14 protein-coding genes and 2 pseudogenes are annotated in these 15,416 nt (G+C 68.6%); 5 read left to right on the forward strand and 11 right to left on the reverse strand.

Translation table 11 applies throughout. The annotated features are described in order from the left end of the window. Positions 1–46 precede the first annotated feature (46 nt). The 7 genes from AC5P5R_RS15725 to AC5P5R_RS15755 all read right to left on the reverse strand — a co-directional run bounded on the left by AC5P5R_RS15725 (position 47) and on the right by AC5P5R_RS15755 (position 6,823). Positions 47–1,693 carry an MFS transporter gene (locus AC5P5R_RS15725; RefSeq protein ID WP_062606248.1) on the reverse strand — a complete coding sequence of 549 codons (1,647 nt, stop codon included), beginning with the start codon at positions 1,691–1,693 and terminating at the stop codon, positions 47–49. Beyond that, on the reverse strand, positions 1,687–2,970 hold the full coding sequence (locus AC5P5R_RS15730; protein ID WP_043035223.1) for an alginate export family protein: 1,284 nt from the start codon (positions 2,968–2,970) through the stop codon (positions 1,687–1,689). Before AC5P5R_RS15730 ends, AC5P5R_RS15725 begins: the two co-directional genes overlap by 7 nt. Next, positions 2,949–4,796, reverse strand: coding sequence for an amidohydrolase (locus AC5P5R_RS15735; RefSeq protein WP_171968963.1), 1,848 nt, complete (start codon positions 4,794–4,796; stop codon positions 2,949–2,951). Before AC5P5R_RS15735 ends, AC5P5R_RS15730 begins: the two co-directional genes overlap by 22 nt. Positions 4,797–4,915: 119 nt before the next feature. Further along, the gene (locus AC5P5R_RS15740) at positions 4,916–5,341 is read right to left on the reverse strand and encodes a DoxX family protein (protein WP_005413752.1); all 426 of its coding nucleotides are present in this window, start codon (positions 5,339–5,341) and stop codon (positions 4,916–4,918) included. Between the two features lie 2 nt (positions 5,342–5,343). Continuing rightward, positions 5,344–6,000, reverse strand: coding sequence for a hydrolase (locus AC5P5R_RS15745; RefSeq protein ID WP_012480558.1), 657 nt, complete (start codon positions 5,998–6,000; stop codon positions 5,344–5,346). Next, positions 5,997–6,440: a helix-turn-helix transcriptional regulator gene (locus AC5P5R_RS15750; RefSeq protein WP_059034680.1), complete on the reverse strand. Its 444-nt coding sequence runs from the start codon at positions 6,438–6,440 to the stop codon at positions 5,997–5,999. The genes AC5P5R_RS15745 and AC5P5R_RS15750 overlap by 4 nt, the downstream gene beginning before the upstream one ends. A gap of 50 nt (positions 6,441–6,490) precedes the next feature. Beyond that, positions 6,491–6,823, reverse strand: a complete 333-nt coding sequence (locus tag AC5P5R_RS15755) for a hypothetical protein (RefSeq protein ID WP_005413754.1) — start codon at positions 6,821–6,823, stop codon at positions 6,491–6,493. Between the two features lie 96 nt (positions 6,824–6,919). On the opposite strand from AC5P5R_RS15755, the gene AC5P5R_RS15760 reads away from it, so the two are divergent. Next, positions 6,920–9,949, forward strand: coding sequence for a sensor histidine kinase (locus AC5P5R_RS15760; RefSeq protein WP_062606250.1), 3,030 nt, complete (start codon positions 6,920–6,922; stop codon positions 9,947–9,949). Next, positions 9,942–10,019: pseudogene (locus tag AC5P5R_RS15765) on the forward strand (DNA-binding response regulator); the annotation flags it as partial. The gene AC5P5R_RS15760 and the pseudogene AC5P5R_RS15765, both read left to right, overlap by 8 nt. On the opposite strand, the pseudogene AC5P5R_RS15770 reads toward AC5P5R_RS15765, so the two are convergent. Both AC5P5R_RS15770 and AC5P5R_RS15775 read right to left on the reverse strand, forming a co-directional pair. Next, positions 10,010–10,519: pseudogene (locus AC5P5R_RS15770) on the reverse strand (amidohydrolase family protein); the annotation flags it as partial. The pseudogenes AC5P5R_RS15765 and AC5P5R_RS15770 sit on opposite strands and share 10 nt — an antisense overlap. A gap of 51 nt (positions 10,520–10,570) precedes the next feature. Then, a complete protein-coding gene (locus AC5P5R_RS15775; RefSeq protein ID WP_012480565.1) occupies positions 10,571–11,272 on the reverse strand; it encodes an ankyrin repeat domain-containing protein in 702 nt (233 codons plus the stop codon). Between the two features lie 122 nt (positions 11,273–11,394). Here AC5P5R_RS15775 and AC5P5R_RS15780 point away from each other — a divergent pair, with 122 nt between their 5' ends. Next, positions 11,395–12,276 (forward strand): LysR substrate-binding domain-containing protein, encoded by an 882-nt coding sequence (locus AC5P5R_RS15780; protein ID WP_033833894.1) that lies wholly within the window; start codon positions 11,395–11,397, stop codon positions 12,274–12,276. 132 nt (positions 12,277–12,408) lie between these two features. Further along, a complete protein-coding gene (locus AC5P5R_RS15785; RefSeq protein WP_012480567.1) occupies positions 12,409–12,846 on the forward strand; it encodes a DUF3806 domain-containing protein in 438 nt (145 codons plus the stop codon). A 77-nt stretch (positions 12,847–12,923) separates the two neighbouring features. Here the strand turns inward: AC5P5R_RS15785 and AC5P5R_RS15790 are convergent, their stop codons facing one another. Then, complete coding sequence (locus tag AC5P5R_RS15790; RefSeq protein WP_043035214.1) at positions 12,924–14,084, reverse strand: amidohydrolase family protein; 1,161 nt, start codon at positions 14,082–14,084, stop codon at positions 12,924–12,926. Positions 14,085–14,266: 182 nt separating this feature from the next. Here AC5P5R_RS15790 and AC5P5R_RS15795 point away from each other — a divergent pair, with 182 nt between their 5' ends. Next, on the forward strand, positions 14,267–14,908 hold the full coding sequence (locus AC5P5R_RS15795) for a hypothetical protein (RefSeq protein WP_012480569.1): 642 nt from the start codon (positions 14,267–14,269) through the stop codon (positions 14,906–14,908). Between the two features lie 29 nt (positions 14,909–14,937). Here AC5P5R_RS15795 and AC5P5R_RS15800 read toward each other — a convergent pair whose 3' ends face one another. Next, entirely contained in the window at positions 14,938–15,333 is a 396-nt protein-coding gene (locus AC5P5R_RS15800; protein ID WP_227860284.1) for a hypothetical protein, read from the reverse strand. Between the last annotated feature and the right edge of the window lie 83 nt (positions 15,334–15,416).

Raw genomic sequence — 15,416 nt, forward strand, 5'->3', positions numbered from 1 at the left:
CGTGATCACGCACAGCCGGCCAGCGGCCGGCTCTACCACCGGCGGGTCAGATGTCGGTGTGGTGATGCGGCACGGCGGCAGGCAGCGGGTCATGCCCACCCACGAAGTGACGCACCACGGGTGCACGCTCACCGCGATGCAGCTCCCGCAATACTTCCTGGATGGCCTTGTCATCAGCGGTGATGCGTTCGTGCTGGCGCAGGTGCTCCAGCCACGACGGGGTCACGAAATACTCCAGGTGGATGCCTGGACTGGCCACGTCCTCGACCACGCCCCAGACCACCGCGCCATCGCGGCGGCGGATCGTACCCAGCGCGCGCATCTGCGACTGGAACGCGGCACGCTCAGCACCGTCGATGCGGTACTCGATGGTGACCAGCACCGGGCCGCGATCGTTCGACACCGGCACCGACAGCTCGGGTGCGGGCCAGTGCCCGGCCGGACGCAGGTTCAGATCCTCGGTGCCAGCAATCCGCACGCGCCACACCAGCAGTCCGCCGATCACCGCACCTGCGGCAGCCACCAGCAACGCCAGCTCCGGCGAGGTGCGCTGTGCCAACGCGCCCCAGCTCAGGCCACCGGCCGCCATGCCGGCCGAGAACACCATGATGTACAGCGCCAGCGCACGCGCGCGTATCCATGCCGGCACCGCCGTCTGCGCGGCGATCTGCAGCGACGACAGCACGGTGATCCAGGCGAAGCCATTGACCAGCATCACAGCCGGAAGCACGTACCAGCTGCGGGTCAGCGCCAGCCCGACCAGGCTGAGCGCCAGCGACAGCGTGGCCAGCAGCACCAGCAGGTCGCGATCCAGCTGCGCGCGCAGCTTCGGCAGCAGCAAGGCACCACCTACGGCACCGATACCGATGCAGCCCAGCAGCATGCCGTACTGCCCCGCCCCACCCTGCATCTGGCCGCGTACCACCACCGGCAGCAGTGCATTCATCGCCGCAGCAAAGAAGAAGAAGCCCACCGACTTGATCAGCACGGCCTGCAGGCGTCCAGCGCGGCTGGCATAGCGCAGGCCCGCCTTCAGCCCTGCACCAAAGCCTTCCGGTGGCAGGCTGGATTGCTTGGGATCACGCTTCCAGCCCCACACCACGAACAGCATCGCGGCAAAGGTGATGGCATTGAAGCCGAACGCCCACACCGCACCCAGCTGCGCCACGATCACGCCACCAATGGCCGGGCCGATCGAGCGGGCGATGTTGATGCCGATCGAGTTCAGCGCCACCGCCGAGGCCAGCATCGGCTGCGGCACCAGCTCGGACACGATTGCGGCCTGCGCCGGCATTGCCATCGCTGCACCGCAACCCATGCAGAAGGTCAGCAGTACCAGCAGCTGCGGAGTCAGCATGTCCATCGCAGTCAGCGCCGCCATCACGGCCGCGACCAGCAGCATCCAGCCCTGGGTCGCCAACAGGTACCTGCGGCGATCGACGATGTCGGCCAGCGTTCCGGCGGCGAGTGCCAGCAGCACGATCGGCACCGTGGTGGCCGACTGCACCAGCGCCACCATCAACGGCGAACCGGTACGTTCGGCCATGACCCAGGCGGCCGCCACGTCATTGACCCAGGTGCCGATGTTGCTGGCCAGGATCGCCAGCCAGATCGAGCGGAACATCTGGATCTTCAGCGGGGACCAGGCACCTGCGGCCTGTACGGGGGGTTGCGACGCGCTTGCGTTCACCATTGCCATGCTCCAACGATCGAGGCGAACAGCGTGTCCTGGCCACCGGCCTGCTTCAGCGCAGGACCGGCATCGACCCAGGCCAGCTGCAGCTGCCATTGCCAGTGTTCGCTGGCCTGCCAGCGGGTTTCGGATTTGTATTGATTACCGATGCGGCGCGCAGCACCGGCACTGCCTGGCAACGCCACCAACGGCGCCGGCGTGGTATAGACCGCATCGGCGCGACGATGCTTCCAGGCCATCTGTACGCCCAGCTCCGTCGTCACCGTGTCGTGCAGGCGCAGGCTCAGGGTCGGCTGCACGTCCATCAGGTTGGCCGGGGCCAGCAGGCTGGCCTCGCTGAAGTAGGCCGATTTCGGGAACAGTGCATTGAAGGTTCCCAGGCGGCCGTCCCGCGGATTGCCATCGCCGCTGGCGACGTCGGCCTTCAGCCCCAGGCGCGGTTGCAGCGGCACATCGTTCCAGCGCCAACCGGTATCGGTAGCCAGCGTCCAGGCGCGAATGTCGAGGTTGCCGGTCGCGGTGCGCAGTTCACCGCCCTGCGCCACCAGCTCGCTGTTCCAGTCCAGTGCACCGGCCTGGCCGAACCAGCGCGCACCCAAGGTCTGCCGCCGCTCGATGCCGGAACCCGCCGCGAAGCGTGCGCCTTCGCGGCGGTAGTCCAGCAGATACAGATCCCACTGCGCCGCGCCCTGCCCGCGTGCCGTGGTGGCATAGGCACCCCACAGGTGGGCACCGTGCTCCCCGCGATCATCAAAGGCACCCGGCCGGTTCTCCACCGGTCGCAGTGCCATCAGATCAAGCGTGCCGAGGCGGCCCTTCCAGCCCAGGCGCGCACCATCGAAGGCCAGGCGGATGTTCGGCCCATCGCGCACCGACAACAGTCGTGAGCTTCCGTAGCCGGCTTCCTGCCGACCGAGTTGCAGGTGGAAGCCGCCGCGCTGCCAGCGCCAATACGCCTGCTGCACGTCCAACGCGCTGCGGTCGGTGCGGCCGGGTCCGCCAGCCCTGCCATTCTCAGCATGCACGCCCAGCTGCAGCTTTGCCTGCCAGCTGTCCTCCACATAGGTGGCCGAGGCCAGCGCACGCAGCAGGCCATGGCCATCTTCGCTGCCACCAATACCGAACCGGGTCGGGTCGTAGTACAGGCCACGCACGCGCAGTGAGGCATCCCACTGCAATTGGCCGTCACCGGCGTCTGTGCAGTGGCCACCCTCGCAGGCCAGCGCCAGCGATGGCACGGCCAGCAGCGCCAGGCTCAGAACGCGAAGCACGAGCATCCCATCGCGCCCCAGAACGCGGTCAGGTCATTGGTCGGCGCCGCGTGCTGCGCGGCATGCCCGTGCGCACCGTGGGTACTGCAGGCCACGCCGTGATGGCGGCGATGGGTGGTGGCCAACCCGGTGGCCGCACCGCCGACGTGGTAGCCACCGAACCGGTTGACCGGCGACCAGTCCGGCATCGCCGGCGGCAGCTGCGGCGCAAGGCCGGCGTAGTCGCCGTCGGCGTGCACGATGCGGCCGCCGACGACGGTCAGCAGGCTGGTGATGTCGGCAATTTGCGCGTCGTCGACGCGGAAGAAATCGGCCGAGAGCAGGATGAAGTCGGCCAATTGGCCAGCTTTCAGCGTGCCCTTCACCGCCTCGTCGCCGGAGAACCAGGCGCTGCCCTGGGTCCACAGGCGCAGGGCCTGCTCGCGTTCAAGCAGGTTTTCCTCGCCATACAGGGCCAGCCCACCCACGGTGCGCCCGGTCACCAGCCAGGACAACGCCACCCACGGGTTGTAACTGGCCACGCGGGTGGCGTCGGTACCGGCACCGACCGGCACGCCTTCGGCCAGCATGCGCTTGACCGGCGGCGTGTGCCGCGCGGCCTGCACGCCATAGCGCTCGACGAAGGCTTCGCCCTGGTAGGCCATGCGGTGCTGCACGGCAATGCCGCCACCCAGCGCACGGATGCGTTCGATGTTGCGCGGGGTGATGGTCTCGGCGTGGTCGATGAACCAGTGCAGGCCATCGAACGGCACCTCGCGGTTGACCTGTTCGTACACATCCAGGATGCGGGTGATGCTCTCGTCGTAGGTGGCGTGGATGCGGAACGGCCAGCGCTTCTCGACCAGCAGCTTCACCACGTCGTGCAGTTCCGGCTCAAGCTCCGGCGGCAGTTCCGGGCGGGGCTCGTTGAACAGTTCGAAGTCGGCGGCGGAGAACACCAGCATCTCGCCGGCACCGTTGTGGCGCAGCAGGTCATCGCCCTGGCGCGGCTGCAGGATCTCGCTCCAGCCACGGAAGTCATCCACTTCCCTGCCCTTGTTCTGGGTGAACAGGTTGTAGGCAATGCGCACCGTCAGCTGGTCATCGCGGTGCAGCTGCTCGATGACCTGGTAATCCTCGGGATAGTTCTGGAAGCCACCGCCGGCGTCGATCACCGAGGTGATGCCAAGCCGGTTCAGTTCGCGCATGAAGTGGCGTGTCGAGTTCGCCTGGTACTCGATCGGCAGGCGCGGTCCCTTGGCCAGCGTCGCGTACAGGATCAACGCATTCGGCTTGGCCAGCAGCAGCCCGGTCGGGTTGCCCAGCGAGTCACGCACGATCTGCCCGCCCGGCGGATCCGGCGTGTCCTTGGTGTAGCCGCAGGCGCGCAGCGCGGCACGGTTGAGGAGTGCGCGGTCATACAGGTGCAGCAGGAACACCGGTGTATCCGGCGCGATGTCGTTGAGCTCCTGCAGGGTCGGCAAGCGCTTCTCGTTGAACTGCGCGGCAGTGAAGCCACCGACCACGCGTACCCACTGCGGCGCGGGCGTGCGGTCGACCTGGGCCTTCAGCATGTCCAGGGCGTCGCCCAGCGAGCGCAGGCCGTCCCAGCGCAGTTCCAGGTTGTAGTTCAGGCCACCGCGGATCAGGTGGGTGTGGCTGTCGTTGAGGCCGGGCAGCAGGCGCCGGCCCTGAGCGTCGATCAAGGTCGCTTCATTGCCCCAGCCACGCATGATCTCCTCGTCGCTGCCGACGGCAACAATGCGTCCTTCCTGCACGGCCAGCGCCTGCGCATGCGGCTGCTGCGGGTCGAGGGTGGTGATGCGGGCATTGCGGATGACCAGCGTGCTCATGCGACGCTCCTTGGAAGTGGAATCGAGTTCGGCACCGGCACGGCCGGCCAGACCGAGCGCAACAGCGGCGCCGCTGGCCAGCAGCACGTTGCGGCGGCCGTGATCGAGGGGATCGTGACTCATGCGAGGTCTCCCGGAAGGCGATGGACGTCCAGTGCCCAGGTGCCGGGCCCGGCCAACGCGATGGCCAGCAGTACCGTGGTCCACATCAACGGGTACTCACTGCCACCGCGCATCCAGAACCAGCCCCTGGGCAGGGCCAACAGGACGGTGAAACCGATGAAGGCGGCCGCTGCAAGCGCGGCGATGCGGGTCTGCCATCCCAGCAGCACGGCCAGCCCGGACAGCACCTGCAGCAGGGCCAGCAACAGCGGCAACGGTGCCACCGCTGGCAGCCCGAAGCTGCGCAGCTCGGTAGCGAAGCCGGACAGCCCCGGTCCACCGAACCAGCCGAACAGCTTGCCCAGTGCGTGCGGCAGCAGGAAGCCTCCTGCCGCCAAGCGCAGCATCAGCAGGGCCAGGTCGAGGCCATGGCCAGCCAGCATGCTCAGTGCCCGCCTTCCTGCGCGCCGAACATGCGCTTGGCGTACTGGATGCCGATGCCGTAGCCGCCGGCATGGTCGCGGGCAATGCCGGTGGTCAGGTCGTAGGTTTCACCGCGTGCCCAGTCGCGCTGCAGTTCGAGCAGGTACTGCACGCTGGTCATCGGCACCGCGCCGGCCTGCACCATGCGGGTGATCGCACGCTCGTGCGCTTCTTCGCTGACATCGCCGCAGGCATCGGTGATCACGTAGACCTCGAAACCCTGCGCCAGCGCCGACAGCGCCGGCCCGACGATGCAGACGCTGGTCCAGAGGCCGGCAAGCACCAGGCGGCGCTTGCCGATGCGGTTGATCTCGTCGATCACCGCCCGGTCTTCCCAGGTATTCATCGAGGTGCGGTCGAACACCGGCTGGCCTGGGAAGATCTGCGGCAGTTCCGGGAACATCGGGCCGGAGAACGACGCTTCTGCAACCGTGGTCAGCACCACCGGCACATTGAAGCCCTTGGCCCCCTTGCTGATCAACGACACGTTGTTGCGCAGCGCGGAGATGTCGATGGTATGGGTAGCGAATGCCATCTGTGACTGGAAGTCGATCAGCACCAGGGCATGGTCGGTGGGCGACAACAGGGCCGGGGCGGGCGTGGCGGTGGCAAGGCTCATGGGTGGACTCCGTTGGAAACACGATCAGGGGGAAGCAACAGGGCTGCATCGCCGGCCAGGTACTGGCCGGGGCTGCAGCCGGTCTCGGCGCGGAAGCTGCGGACGAAATGGCTCTGGTCGAAGAAGCCGAGCTGCTGCGCCAGGCAGGACATCGGCAGGTGCTGGGCCGACAACAGCTCGCGCGCACGTTCGATACGGCGACGGCGTACATAACGCAGCGGGCTGGCGCCGGTACCGCTGCGGAACAGGCGCACCAGATGGAAGCGACTGACGCAGGCGACGGCCGCCAGTTCGGTGACCCGCAGCGGCTGTGACAGGTGTTCATCGACATAGCGCAATGCACGCTGCAATGCAGCGACCTGCTGCGGCGCCAGTGAAGCGGCGGGCGGATCAGGCGGAAGGATGGTGGCCATGCGGGACGCCGCGAAGGGATGCCCCATGGTGCGTGACCCCTGCGTGATGCCCTACCCCCGTCGGTCGAGGCCAGCACCTACCCGAATGGGGGAGGCCGACGGCCGAGCAGGCGGCGCCCGAACAACCGCGCATCCAGTGAATAAGCGCCAGGGCCCAGCGCCAGCAAGGCCAGCGGCAACACCACCAGTGGCCACGGCAGTGCCTGTGCATACAGGCCCAGTGTTGCCGGCACTACCGCCAGCGGCGTCAATACGCCCAGTGCAAGCATCGCCACCGCCAGCAGGCATAGCGCCGACAGCCAGCCCGCGTGCGTGCCCGGCGTGCACAATGCAGCGGCCACGCACAGCCGCAGCCACAGCAGGCCGATGCCCGGCCCGCGGTCGGGGAACATCACGAACAGGCGCTGCATGGCCGGACTCCACAGGACATGCCGGCGTGATAGCCGACCACGGCACCAGGCGCCTACCCCGTTCGGGTCACCCGCGGCTGCCCCGCACCTGCGAGAATGCGCGCCATGCGTGGCCGCCCCTTCCCGTTCCTGCGTCGCCTGCCGGCGCTGCTGGCGTGCCTGCTGCTGTGGACCGCCCTGCCCGCCCTCGCCGTGCAGCGGCCGGCCGTGAGCAGCGGGTTGCCCGGCTACGAGCACACTGCCTGGCGGGTCGGCCAGGGTGCACCCGGTGACATCTGGGACATCAGCCAGGACCGTGACGGCCTGTTGTGGTTGGCTACCGGTTCGGGCCTGTACCGATTCGACGGACGTCGCTTCGAACGGCAGGCGCCACCGGCTGGCACCCGCTACCCGTCCACCAACATGGTCACGTTGGAACACAGCGCCGATGGCGCACTGTGGATCGGCTACTTCCAGGCAGGCATCAGCCAGTTCGCGCGCGGCCACCTGTACAACTACGGCCGCGGCCAGGGCGTGCCGGTTGGCGTGGTACCGCACTTCAGCCAGGACCGCGACGGCCGCATGTGGGCAGCCATCAATGGAGGGCTGCGCGAGTTCGATGGCCAGCGCTGGCAGCCGCTGCCCGCAGACACGGGCGTTCCGGAACACCGCGTGCAATGGGTGCTGCACGACAGCCGTGGCACCTTCTGGGTACTGGCCAACCTCAGGATCTGGATGCGTCCTGCAGGCCAACCGCGTTTCGAGGACACCGGCATTGCTGTATCCCAGATGGCGACGCTGACCGAGAGCCCGCAGGGCGAAGTCTGGCTGGCCGACCGTGTGCGCGGCACCTCGCCGCTGGCCAATGCGCAGGGCCTGCTGCCGGACAGCGAACGCGAAGCGCGACGCCTGCCGGACCTGGTCGCCGCGCGCCTGCAGTTCACTGCCGACGGCGCGTTATGGGCCACGATGAGCCCGCATGGCGGTGTGGCCCGGGTCACGTTCGACGGCAGCCGCGCCGTGCGCATGGAGCGTTTCGATTCGCCGCACGGGCTGACCGCCACCTCGGCCGTGCCGATCATCGCCGACCGCGAAGGCAATCTCTGGGTCGGCACCAATCTGGGCCTCAACCGCTTCCGCGTGCGCAGCGTGCACACGCTGGCGGTCGGCCCCAGTGATCCCTATCGCTCGCTGGTGCGGGCCAGCGATGGGCGTGTGTACGGCTACGGCGAGGACCTCAAGCCGTACGACCTGCGCCGGCCACTGCTGGAAGGCAGCGCCGCACAACTGCAGGCGGCCGCGCGCCGGGCGCCCACGCCGATCTGGCAGTTCGACTGGGTCAACCTGGCACGCACGGTGGCCGGCCACACCACGCTGATTCCGCTGCCCGAGCCCTTCACCGGGCAACCGCTGCATGCCCTGCTGTTCGCCGATGACGACCAGGCCTGGGTCTGCACCGGTGAACGTGGCGTGCTGCACTATCTGCACGGCCAGTGGCAGCGCGAAACGCGCCTGCCCGAACAGGCCTGCTCATCACTGGCGCTGGATGCCAATGGCCAGCTGCTGCTCGGCTATGCCGACGGCCGGCTGCGCAGCATGGGCGCGACCCGCATCGAAACCTTCGATGCCAACCACGGGCTGTTGGTCGGGCCGGTCACCGCGCTGCTGCACCACCAGGACCTGTTGCTGGTGGCCGGTGAGGCCGGGCTGGCCGCCCGCCTCGGCAATGGCCGCTTCATGCCGGTCAGCACCGACATGGCCGGCGTGCTGGAGGGCATCACCGGCATGGTTGCCGATGCGCACGGTCACCTGTGGCTCAATGGCAGTCGTGGCCTGGTCCGGTTGGGGAGCGATCAGTTGCGGCGGGCGCTGCGTACCGGGCAGCCGGTGACGCCACGCCTGTTCGATGCGGTGGATGGCATGCCGGGCATCGCCCTGCAGAGCGGACCGATCCCCACCGCCGTGCTGGCCGACGACGGCCTGCTATGGCTGGCCACCAACCAGGGCCTGGCCTGGCTGGACACCACCCGGTCGCACGTCAATGCGATGGCTCCCAGCGTGCGCATCGGCGACGTGCTGCATGGCAGCGAACGGCAACCACTGCGGGACGGCCTGCGCCTGCCGGCCGGCACCAGCCAGCTGCAGATCGACTACGTGGCGCTGTCGCTGGCACGCCCGGAACGCAACCGCTATCGCTATCGCCTGTCCGGCGTTGACGATAGCTGGCAGGACGCGGGCAGCAGCACCCGCGCGTATTACACCAACCTCGCGCCAGGCAACTACCGGTTCGAGGTGGAAGCCGCCAATGAGGACGGCATCTGGAGCACCGCACCGGCCAGCCGCAGCTTCCGCATCGCGCCTACCTTCATCCAGACCGTGTGGTTCAAACTGCTGTGCACCGCCGCCGTGCTCGCACTACTGGTGCTGGCAGTACGCATCCGCAGCGGGCAGCTGGCCGCGCTGTTCCGTGCGCGCCTGCAGGAACGCAATGGCGAACGCGAACGCATCGCGCGCGACCTGCACGACACCCTGCTGCAGGGCAGCCAGGGCCTTATCCTGCGCCTGCATGCGATCAGCCAGTCACCCCAGACCCCCGAGCCGGTGCGCAGCCAGCTGGAGTCGGCGATGCAGCTGGCCGAGCGCAACCTGGCCGAGGGCCGCGAGCGGGTCAATGCGCTGCGCGAGGGGCCGTTCGCGGGTCGCGACCTCGCTTCGGCACTGGCCGATGTGCACGCCGAGTATGCCGGGCACGGCACCAATCCGCTGCGCCTGACCGTGGAAGGCCCCCACCCACCGCTGCAGGCTGATGCCGCCGAGGAAGTGTTCCTGATCGGACGCGAGGCGATCCGCAATGCGCTGCGCCATGCCAATGCCAGCGCCATCGAAGTGGAGCTGTCCTACGGCACGCGGTGCTTCCTTCTACACGTGCGCGATGATGGCGTGGGCATCGCCGACGAAAATGCCGGCCATGGCCATTGGGGCCTGCAGGGCATGCGCGAGCGCGCGCAGCGCCTTGGCGCGGAACTGCAGCTGTGGACCCGCCCCGGGCTGGGGACCGAAGTCGCGCTGGCAGTTCCCGCCCGGCGCCTGTATCACCGCCGCCCATCACGTTGGCGCTGGCCCTGGAGTAGAACGAGCCATGACTGAAACCCCTGCCCCGATCGGCGTACTGGTGGTCGACGACCACCCGCTGCTGCGTGACGGCCTGGCCGCCCTGCCCACTTCGATCGTGCCCTTCCAGACCGGCTTGATGCCTTCGATCTTCGCGCCGGAACTGAGCAGGCGCGGGCCGAACAAGGTGCCCTTGGCGATCTCGCCACGCCACTGCAGCACCTGCTCGGGCAGATCGCCGGAGCAGTCACGCACCGTGGTGATGCCATGCGCGATGTACAGCGGCAGCAGCGCCTTGTTCTCTTCGATCAGCGCCGGACCACCACCGAAGTGCACATGCATGTCCCACAGGCCCGGAATCAGGTACTTGCCCTTGGCATCGATCTGGCGGGCCGCACTCCATTGGCTGCGCAGCTGCGCGTCCGGACCGACGGCGACGATGTCCTCGCCACGGATCACCACGCTCTGCCCGGCCAGCGTGCTGGCGTGCTCGACATCGACCACGGTGGCATTGCGGATCAGCAGGTCGGCGCGCTCGGCGGCAGACGCCGACAGCGGTGCTACCGCAAGGAGGATGGCAAGGGACAACGGACGGGAACGGAACATGGACAGCATCCTGATGGGCACGCCCAGCGTGCGGGTGGAAGGGGGTTGCATTCAACGCACCGCGCCGTGCTGGCGCAGCAGGGTCTCAATTCCGGTATAGCCGCGCTGGCGCGCGTGCGCCAGCGGCGTCACGCCGTCGCCGTCGGCAAGCTCCGGGTCGGCACCGGCCTCCAGCAGCAGCTGCACGATCTGCACGTGGCGCGCACCGCCATCGCCGAGCAGGATCGCTTCCAGCAGCGCGGTCCAGTGCAGCCGGTTGACATGGTCCACCGCCACACCGGCCCGCAGCAGCGTGCGCACAGTGGCGACGTGACCGCGCTCGGCGGCCGGAATCAGCGCGGTGCCGCCATAGCGGTTGGTGCTGCGCAGATCGGCGCCATGCGCCAGGGTCATCGCCAGGATCTCGTCCAGGCCGCGCGCACCGGCGTACAGGTAGGCGCTGTCCTGCAACGCGTCCTTGGCGTTGACGTCTGCCCCGGCCTCGATCAGCTCACGCGCGGCATCCACGTTGTTGCCATGCGTGGCCAGCAGCAGCGCGGTGCGGCCCTGGCCATCGCGCGCCTCCAGCGTGGCGCCATCCTCGATCGCCTGTCGCACCGCATCGGCGTCGCCGCGGCTGGCGGCATCCCGCAGGCGCGCGTCTGCGTCGGCCCTGGACGTGGCGGTGCAGGCAGGGGTGACCATGGCCAGCAGGCACAACAGCAGCACGCGCGTGAACGGCGCAGGCCAACCAGCGGAATGATGGACGCGCATGACAGTGTCTCCTCATGTCCGTCGCCACGGAACGCCGTGCGACGGTAGCAACAGCCGGGCGTTGCCGGCCCCTGCCCTGCATGGTAGAAGTCGGCCTGGGTATCCAGAAGTGAAATGTTCAAATGCAAGACAGTGCCAAATCGAATAGAACCCTGTTCGAACTGGACCTGCTGCGGGCGCTGGTGATGGTGGCCGACTGCGGCAGCTTCACCACGGCGGCCACGCGCCTGCATTCGACCCAGTCCACGGTCAGCCAGAAGGTGCGCCGGCTGGAGGAACTGGCCGGGCATCGCCTGCTTGAACGCGGCCATCGCGACGTGCACCCCACTGATGCCGGCCACACCCTGCTCGGCTACGCGCGGCGCATGCTCGACCTGAACGAGGAAATGGCGCAGGCGCTGGCCGGTGCGACGGTGGAGACCGCGGTCCGCATCGGCGTGCCCGAGGATTTCGTCAACGCGCAGACCACGCGCATGCTGGCCGCCTTCAGCCGTCGCCACCCGCAGGTGAAGCTGGAGATCAGCAGCGGCCTCAGCCGCGACCTGGCGCAGGGCTTCGATCATGGCGAGTTGGATCTGGTGCTGGTCAAGCAGCGCCGCAACAGCCGCCAGGCCGTGCACTGCCGCCGCGAGCCGATGCACTGGATCGACAGCCTGCGCAGCAGCTGCCTGCAGCAGGACCCGCTGCCGCTGGTCACCTTCCCCCCGCGCGGGCTGTACCGCGACGAGATGATCCATGCCGTGGAAGCGCTGGGCCTGCGCTGGCGCATCGCCTTCACCAGCTCGTCGCTGAGCGGCATCCAGGGCGCGGTGGCCGATGGCATCGGCATCAGCCTGCTGCCACGCCGCGCGGTCAGCCGCGAGCACCGCATCATCGATGGCGAGCGCGAGCTGCCGGTGATCGACAACTACGAAATCGGCCTGCTGCACCGTGCCGACGCCGACGATGCCGTGCGTGCGCTGGCCAGCGAGCTGTGGCGGCAGGTGCAGCGCGAACCGGACTGACCACGGTAGATCCACGCCATGCGTGGATGCCTTTCGCGCATCACGCATCGAAACATGGTCACTCCGGCCGTATAGCGGGCAACAATCGCCTCGTAGAGTGCCTGTTGTTTCCGTGCCCCACGGCGCCCTGCCATGTCCGACGAAATCCCCACCCGCTTCGATCCCCTGCCCGCTGCCCTGCAGACGCATCTGCAGCACCAGCGCTCGCTGATCGCCGCGCGCGTGGCGGCCGGCTTCCCGACGTTGCCGGTGCAGTGGCCGCTGGCGGCCAGCACACTGCAGCGCGTGATCGATGCCAAGCTGATCGACCGTGCCGACTGCGATGGCTGGGAAGCGCTGGGCGTGGCATTCGGTGACACCCTGGCCCAGCGCGTGCCGGGCCTGGCCTGGATGCAGGTCACCGATGCATGGGGCATCGACGCGGTGCTGCGTTATGCCGACAGCAGCCTGCAGATCGGCGCCAGCACACTGCTGCTCAAGCGCGTCGAACAGGGCGAGATCATCGACATCGCCCACCTGCTTGCGTGGCTTGAGGAATTCGTCGCCACCCGCGCCGACGATTACGCCTGACGGTACATCGGGGTAGATCCACGCCATGCGTGGATGAATGAGACCACGCGATGGCGCATCCACGCCATGACGTGGATCTACAGCCAGCGGCCGTCGACCACCACGCGGCGCTCCACCGGCACCCCGGCCACAGCGGCCGGGCCGTGGTCGGCACGCACGGCCACGAACGTCGCCGGCCGGCCTTCGGCAATACCATGCTGCGGCAGGCCGATCGCCTGCGCGGCGTGGGTGGTGACCATGTCCAGCGCCAGCATCAGGTCGGCATCGGTGTAGAAGCCGGACCGGTAGCCCAGCAACATCGCCCGCTGCAGCAGGTCGCCGTTACCGTACGGCCACCAGCAGTCGCGGATGTTGTCGTTGCCTGCGAACACGCGCACACCGGCATCATGCAGCGCGCGCAGCGGCGGGAAAGGATGATCGCCCGGCGCGTTGCTCATGATCGCCACACCCGCCGTGGCCAGTGCTTCGCCCACCTGCAGCGCGCGCGCCAGCGGCACGTCGCCCAGCGAATAGGCATGGCTGACCGCAACCCGCCCCTGCAGGCCGGCGGCCCGCGTCCGCGCCGCGATGCGCAGCAGCTGGGCCAGGCCGGTTTCGCCGGGCTCGTGCAGATGGATGTCCAGCTGCACGCCGTAACGCTCGGCCAGGCCGAACAGCAGCGCCAGCTGGCCTTCGGCATCACCATCGAGCGTGGTCGGGTCGATGCCGCCGAGCACCTCCACGCCCGCGGCAAGCGCCTGCTCCAGTACGGCGGCGGTGCCGGGACAGGACATCACCCCGGCCTGCGGAAACGCCACCAGCTGGATCCGCATGATGTCGGCGCAGCGCAGTGCCGCCTCGCGCACCGCTTCGAGATGGCCGAGACCGGTGCTGCCGTCGATATCGACATGGCAGCGCATCGCCACCGTACCGAAAGCACTGCATTGGCGGATCAGCGCCTCGGCACGGTCCACCATCGGTGCCGCACCCGCCACCGCCGCCTTCTCCACCGCCAGCCGCTCACGCAGGCTGTTCACCGGCTGGTGCGGGTGCCAACGGTCGCCGACGAAGCTCTTGTCGAGGTGAATGTGGCCGTCGACCAGCCCGGGCAGCACCGCGAAGCCCTGCAGGTCGACGCATTCCGCCGCGTCGGCCGGCGCCGCCTCGCCATTGAGCCCGCTGATGCGGCCATCACGGATATGGAAATGCAGTGGCGCACCGTCGCGGTCGACACCGCCATGGACGAACTGGAGGGTCATCGGGAACTCCCGGAATGCCAAGAATGGCGCCATCGTGCGCCTCGCCGCAGCCATCGGCCAACGAAATATCTGGATGGCACGCATTCACCAGAACGATGACTGCCCTGCGACAACCGGTCGCAGCCACGCCGTGCACACCCCTGAACGGGTAACATGGGCGCCTGTTTCCGCTGTGATGCCGCATGGGCCCGTCCGACCGCCACGATCGTCTCCGCCGCTGGCAGGCCGCGTCCCTGCTTGCCGCCGCCCCGATCGCCAGCCTGTCCGCCACTGATGCGGCGGCCGCTGCGCCGCTGCAGTCGCCGCCGGGTCAGCAGCGCATTGCCCCGGCTGCACTGGTCGAGCGCCTGCACCAGCGCGTGCTGTCCGGGCAGAGCGCCACTGCCACGCTGGAACACTGGTGCGCCGAGCACGGCCTGGCCGAACAGGCGCGGGTGCGTGCAGTGCGCGTACACGGCCAGGACAAGCCTGCCCCCGCCGACGTGCTGCAGGCGCTGGGTGTGAAGCCAGGTGCCGAGCTGCGCTATCGCCGCGTGCAGCTGGTCTGCGGCAGCCGCGTGCTGTCCGAGGCCGACAACTGGTACCTGCCCGGCCATCTCAGCCCGGCCATGAACCAGGTGCTGGACAGCACCGACGAACCGTTCGGTCGCGTGGTCGGCCCGCTCGGTTTCCAGCGCCAGACCTTGGCCGACCAGACGTTCTGGCCGCCGCGGGGCGAAGGCGACCGCGGCGTGATCCTTGAAGTGCGCGCCCTGCTGCGCGACCGCCAGCAGCAGCCTTTCAGCTACGTCATCGAGTCGTACCTGCAACAGGCGCTTCCGTAACGCGCCGTGGCGCCGGTCATCCGCCGGCGCTACGGGCCCGTGATGCCGTTGGCGGCCGGATCCACCGAGAACACGAAGCGCCCGCCATGCTGGTCCCTGCCCCATGTCATCGGCGCCGTGGCCAGGCTGTAGACCGGGGCCACCTTGTCCATGCCGATCGCCTCGGACCAGGCACTGAAATCCTCATCGGTACGGCTGCGGATCTCGCCAACGCACAGGCTGTAGCCGCAGGCAAAAGACACCAGCGTGCCGTCGTTGCCGATGAGCCGGGTCGCGGCCGCCCTGTAGAGCCGGGTCAGGTCCTGCACTTCCAGGTGACCGGCTGCATCGCGCTCGAACTGGCTGATCGCCTGCGCGAAGGCCTTGTCGGAACCCAGCACCGCCTCGCTCTTCTGTGCGGACACCGCACCCTCGTTCAGCAGCATGCGCTCGCCCTCGAGGAAGTGACCCTCCGGTTGCGCGAGCCCAGGGGCAGCCGTCGTGGTACTCGATGCCGTTGGCACGCGCG

The organism is Stenotrophomonas sp. YJH_SMC_19, assembly GCF_059367915.1.